The organism is Pirellulales bacterium (genome assembly GCA_036490175.1).
In the GTDB taxonomy this organism is placed as follows: domain Bacteria; phylum Planctomycetota; class Planctomycetia; order Pirellulales; family JACPPG01; genus JACPPG01.
The window spans coordinates 1-5,422 of record DASXEJ010000152.1 but is presented as its reverse complement, the minus strand read 5'-3'; the positions used below and the strand labels follow the sequence as shown (position 1 = coordinate 5,422).

General features: G+C 59.5%; 3 protein-coding genes and 1 other RNA gene. 1 reads left to right on the top strand and 3 read right to left on the bottom strand.

Going from position 1 to position 5,422, the window contains the following annotated elements; translation table 11 throughout:
• Positions 1–46: 46 nt before the first annotated feature.
• Together ffs and VGG64_11815 are read right to left on the bottom strand one after the other, a co-directional pair.
• An RNA gene (gene ffs, locus VGG64_11820) (signal recognition particle sRNA small type) lies at positions 47–145 on the bottom strand.
• A 133-nt stretch (positions 146–278) separates the two neighbouring features.
• Complete coding sequence (locus VGG64_11815) at positions 279–1,145, bottom strand: helix-turn-helix transcriptional regulator (GenBank protein ID HEY1600284.1); 867 nt, start codon at positions 1,143–1,145, stop codon at positions 279–281.
• Positions 1,146–1,648: 503 nt separating this feature from the next.
• On the opposite strand from VGG64_11815, the gene VGG64_11810 reads away from it, so the two are divergent.
• Entirely contained in the window at positions 1,649–3,997 is a 2,349-nt protein-coding gene (locus VGG64_11810) for a cellulose binding domain-containing protein (protein ID HEY1600283.1), read from the top strand.
• A 103-nt stretch (positions 3,998–4,100) separates the two neighbouring features.
• On the opposite strand, the gene VGG64_11805 is transcribed toward VGG64_11810, so the two are convergent.
• Positions 4,101–5,422 (bottom strand): M56 family metallopeptidase (locus tag VGG64_11805; GenBank protein HEY1600282.1); only part of this gene is annotated, 1,322 nt, incomplete at its 5' end.

Here is a 5,422-nt window from a genome sequence, read left to right as displayed (position 1 = left end):
TCTGGCTGGCACGATTAGAACTCCTCGCAATGCCAAGCGTTCGGCGGCCGATGAGAGACCCACCGCACAAAGAGCTGACTGCTTATGGCTGCTGGATTTCTCCCCTGACCAGGTTCACAGCGCCCCAGTGCGGGGGCCTCTCATCGGCCGTCGAGCCACGGCCCTTCTGAGCGACACTCTCTTTGTACGATCTAAGGCACGGCGCGTCAAAGCGGGGGGTCGTTGCGCTCGAGATGCCCCTCTTGACAATTACATGATGGCGTCCCGGCCGCTCAGAATCACGTCCATCCCAGATGGTAGGTTTCTCCCGGTAGCGGAGTTGTGATCCGCCAATAGACCATGCGGCCAGCCTGGATGCCGATGGGCGTGTCGGCCGTTGGCATCCAAGGACCTGCTACGCGGCGCCGACATAATCCTCGTAGCGATTGGTAAGGCTGATCGTCGGGCAACCGCACCAACAGCGTCAAGCAATCGGTGGGATAAGCGACGTGCGCGTCGAGCCATTTTTCCTGGGGGTGCGTGAACCCGTCGGCGTATTCGACCCGGTTTTGCAACAGGGGTTGTGCTTGCCGCCGCGGCGATGTGACGCTGACTCGCAATACCTGATAATGGTCGTCCATGGCAAACGCGTGCGCCCCCGCAGCTTCACTCGGAGACAGCCATTGCGCGCTCTGCGGGTGCGACAGCGAACTACCGGCCACGACCCCGCCGGCCGTCGCATAGTAGAAATTGATCTCGGTTAAACTATCTGGCAGATGCCGCACGCACAGTGTGTCGATCAATACTGCCTGCGAAGGAGGGCCCTCGCCCCGCTTGGAGTCCGTGTGCTGTGATGAGATCGCCAAGTCGAGCAGCTTGATGTTCTCACCAACGATCAACTGTCCATCCAACGCCTGACCGGTGTTCACCCCTTCGCGTTCACGACGCAGTAGGTCCGTCATCTCGACGGGACGCCGCAAGCAATCACCCAGCACTGTGGCGACGGCCGCTAGTGTCGGCGCGGTGGTTCGGCGACCGCTCTCGATATTGCTGATCGTGCGCAGGCCGTAACCAGAACGTTCGGCCAGTTCGTCTTGCGTAAGCCCCGCTTCGCCTCGCAAAGTACTTACAGTCTTACCTTCGGGCAGTACATGTCCACGCGGCATAAGGTGTCTCTCTGGTGACGTCCAGGAACAAAAGTTGATATTCCAGGACCTTGCAGTTTTCCAATCGGAGCCGTTACCACAAACCACAGCTATTGGGCCCATCAGGGCCAACAGCCGGTTACTGAGTGCGCTCATTACACGGCCGGAAGCAGCCGCCCTTGGCATCCAGATTGAATTGCTCGAAAGCCGAGAAGTGATACCCCCACTACGCGACAAGTTCGCTGCGCGTTCGGTGCCTTGATCTGACTAGGGTTTTAGACAAGACTTGGACACACGTGAGGCGGCTTGGGGGGATTACAGGGGTTCCTCCGACCACATCCACACCGGGTTCGTCCGGCCGCTGCCTCGTTATCAGGGCGATCTTGATTGGTGCCAGTTGCAGCGTCTCCCGAGGCGCGAAGTTTCAAAACTCGGGGCACGGTACAGGCGATATTGCGCCCCGATAGGCGCCGTTTCGCGATTTAGTCCGCAGCAACATCAGGCACACCTAGGGAGATAGCGCCATGAGTCGTCGTTCCGCTTGGCAAAACTGGTTACAACGCGCCTCGCAACCCCGTCGCCGCATGAAGCGTTCGCGGAGTCTTTTCCAAACCGGCACACGGCTAGGTTGCGAAGCGCTGGAAGACCGTCGTCTGCTTACCGCCAGCACGATGGCTAGCTATACACTCACCCAAGATTGGGGCTCGGGCTTTCAAGCTCAGATCCAACTGACCAATCCGCAATCGACGAGCGTGCCGAACTGGCAATTGCAGTTTGACTTCTCGCGCAACATCACCTCGATCTGGGATGCCAAGATTGTCAGCCACACGGGCAATCATTATGTCATTGCCGGCGCTTCGTACGACAGCACCTTGTCCGCGAACTCGAACCTAACCTTCGGTTTTATTGGCAGCGGCAGCGGCGCCGGCGTTACGCCGGCGAATTATGTGATCAATGGTGTCACCTCGGGCAATCCGCTCCCCGGGCTTTCGGTCAGCGATGTCAGCCAAGCTGAAGGCAATTCCGGCACCACGAACTTCCTGTTTAATGTGACGCTCTCCGCCGCCTCGACAGCGCCGGTAACGGTCAAATACGCGACCGCCAACGGCACCGCAACGGCCGGCAGCGACTATACCGCCACCAGTGGCACACTGACGTTCGCCGCGGGGCAAACCACCAAACAAGTCGCCGTGCCGGTGATCGGTGACACTACGCCCGAGTCGAACGAGACTTTCTCCCTGGTTCTCAGCAGCCCCACGGGCGCCACACTCACGCGCGCCACAGCGACCGGCACGATCCTCAATGACGACACGTCCCCGAGCACCGGCAGCTTCCACTTTCAGCTTACCAGCGACTGGGGGTCTGGCTTTAGCGGGCAGATCACGGCAACCAACAGTAGCCAACAAACCATCAGCAATTGGCAAATGGAATTCGACTTTCCGATTTCCATAACTTCGATCTGGGACGCCACGATCGTCAGTCACGTCGGCAATCACTACGTCGTCCAGAACGCCGGTTGGAACAGCACGATTGCGCCTGGCGGGGCGATCTCGTTTGGCTTTAACGGCGGCCCCGGAAATCTGACGGTCGCGCCCACGAACTATTTACTGCACGGCGCGACAAGCGGGACGACCGGCGGGACGAATCATCCGCCGACGCCCGTCGCCGACAGCGTGCTCGTGAATGTCAATCAGGCAACCCCCATTAGTGTACTAGCCAACGACACCGACCCCGACGGCGATCCCCTGTCACTGACTGCCGTTACGCAGGCCGCCCACGGCACTACGTTGATCAATTCAAATGGCACCGTCACTTACACCCCCGCGACCGGTTACACAGGCAGCGATGCGTTCTCGTATACGGTCAGCGATGGACGCGGAGGCACGGCGTCGGCCAATGTGGCCATCACGGTAGGAACACCAGCCGCAACGACAACGTGGCCGGCGCAGTTCTACGCGCCGTATGTCGATGTGACGCTGTATCCCACCTACAACCTGGTCTCGACGACGCAATCCCAAGGCATCAAATACTACACGCTCGCCTTCATCACCGCCGACGCGAACAATCAGCCAGCTTGGGGTGGGTACAGCGAGTACGAAGTGAATGGCGGCGCGTTCGACATGGCACTCCGCCAACAGGTGGCCTCGGTGCGGTCGTTGGGTGGTGACGTCATGGCCTCGTTCGGCGGAGAGGCTGGGCAGGAATTAGCCCAAGTAATCACCGACGTCGGCAAGCTCACCGCGGCCTATCAAACCGTGATCACGGACTACAACCTGACATACATCGATTTCGATATCGAGGGGGCGGCCGTGGCAGACCATGCCTCGATCGATCGCCGCTCGCAAGCCCTGGCCGCACTCGAACAGACCGCGGCGGCTGCGGGACATACGCTCTCGATCTGGTACACGCTGCCGGTCCTGCCGACGGGCTTAACGGCCGACGGCTTGTATGTGCTGCAATCGGCGCTCAAGTACGGCGTTAAGATCGGCGGTGTCAACGTCATGACGATGGACTATGGCGACTCGCCTGCTCCCAACCCGCAAGGGCACATGGGGGATTACGCGATCGATGCCGCCAATAGCGTGTTCACACAACTGCAAGGTCTCTATGGTTCGGCGAAGACCAGCGCGCAGTTGTGGCAAATGATCGGCGTGACTCCGATGATCGGTGTCAACGACCAGACCGACGAAGTGTTTGACGAGGCCGCGGCCCAGGAGCTGGTCACCTTCGCACAGCAAAAGGGGATGGCCCGCATCTCGATGTGGTCGCTGAACCGCGACACGCAAGGCACGGCCAAGAGCTATGTCGACAATACCTCGAGCAGCATCACGCAACAGGCCTTCGACTTCTCCAAGATATTCGAGAAGATTTGAAAGCAAGTAGCGAAGGTCACTCGTGCAGGATGCATCCCGCCCGTTTCTCTCTCCCCTTCGGGTACGAGGGAATGGTTGTGGGATCGTGATTGCGCGCCTGCCATCACTTATCGCGCGTGCGAAACTTGTAAACGATCGGCATCAATGGCACGCCCCACTTGCTCTGAAAATTATTGTGGCTCAGGCTGTTGATTCCCACCTGATAATCGTGTGCCGGTTCCAGCGTAACTTGTTTCGTACACGTCAGTCCGTCGGCCGACCAGCTCGGCGGTACCCCCTGCGGTCCCTCGGGAAAGTCCGCTCCACCGCCGGTCCACGACATTCCACCTTCCATGGGCATGTCGAAGGTTACGCTTAATTCGACCCTCTTCGGATCTACGTCCTTGGCACCGTTGGCCGGCGCGAACGAAACAACCTCTGGGCGACGGACACGGCGTGCCACCTCCGCGCTGGCCCCCTTCGTAACAAAGTAAATTGCTGACGGGGGCATTGGTGTATTGTTCGCGCTGCGGAAATTATGGTAGCTCTTCGAATTGAGACCCAGCCGATAGTATGCTCCCTTCTCGAGCATTACGGGTAGCACGCAAGTGCGCGGATCTCTCCAGCGTGCCTCACGCGATTTGTCCGTCGGGGGGAACAGCGGGGGCCCGCCGGTCCAACTCATCCCGTCACTCATGTCGCGGTCGAACGTCACCGTGATTTCCTGCAAGTCTGGATCGACGTCAGTGGCACCAATTTTCGGTACTGTCGAAACGAGTTGCGGATATGGCGTCTTGACGGGCGCCGGTTTGGCCACTGGCGCTTCATCAGCCGCCAACCCGGCATCCCCAGGGGCCAACGGCAACAACAGCACCGCCAGCAAAACGACCGCCGCCCGAGACATCCAGCCAAACCTTCTTTTCGATGATTCGTAGTTCATAATGCCCTCCAACCGATCATGTAGTTTCGCACCACGTTCGAACACGCCCACTAGACTTCCCGCCACGCTCGATCGCGCGCGTACCGCTCGCAGCACGAGTACGATCGAATCACTGTAGTCTTCGGAAGTTATTTGCCCGAGCCGCAAGACTGCTTCATCGCAAGCGCACTCACGTTCGTGTCTGAGCTGATGATTCGCCCACCAGACAAACGGATGAAACCAGAACAGGCTTTGCGCCAGCACCTGGATCCAACCGATCCAGGTATCGTGCCGTTGCCAATGCACCAATTCGTGCGTCAGGATGGCACGCAATTCCGTCGCCCCGAGTGCCGCGAGCGATCGCTCTGGCAGGACAATCCTGGGGCGGAAAATGCCAAATAGGAATGGGCTCGTCATATCCGTCGTCGACAACAGTTCCGGCATTCGCCGTAGTCCCATCGAAAGAGCCATTTGCTCCAGCGTCACGCGCACCGGCCCCTCGTCGATCGTGGGGGCTGCGCGCGAGG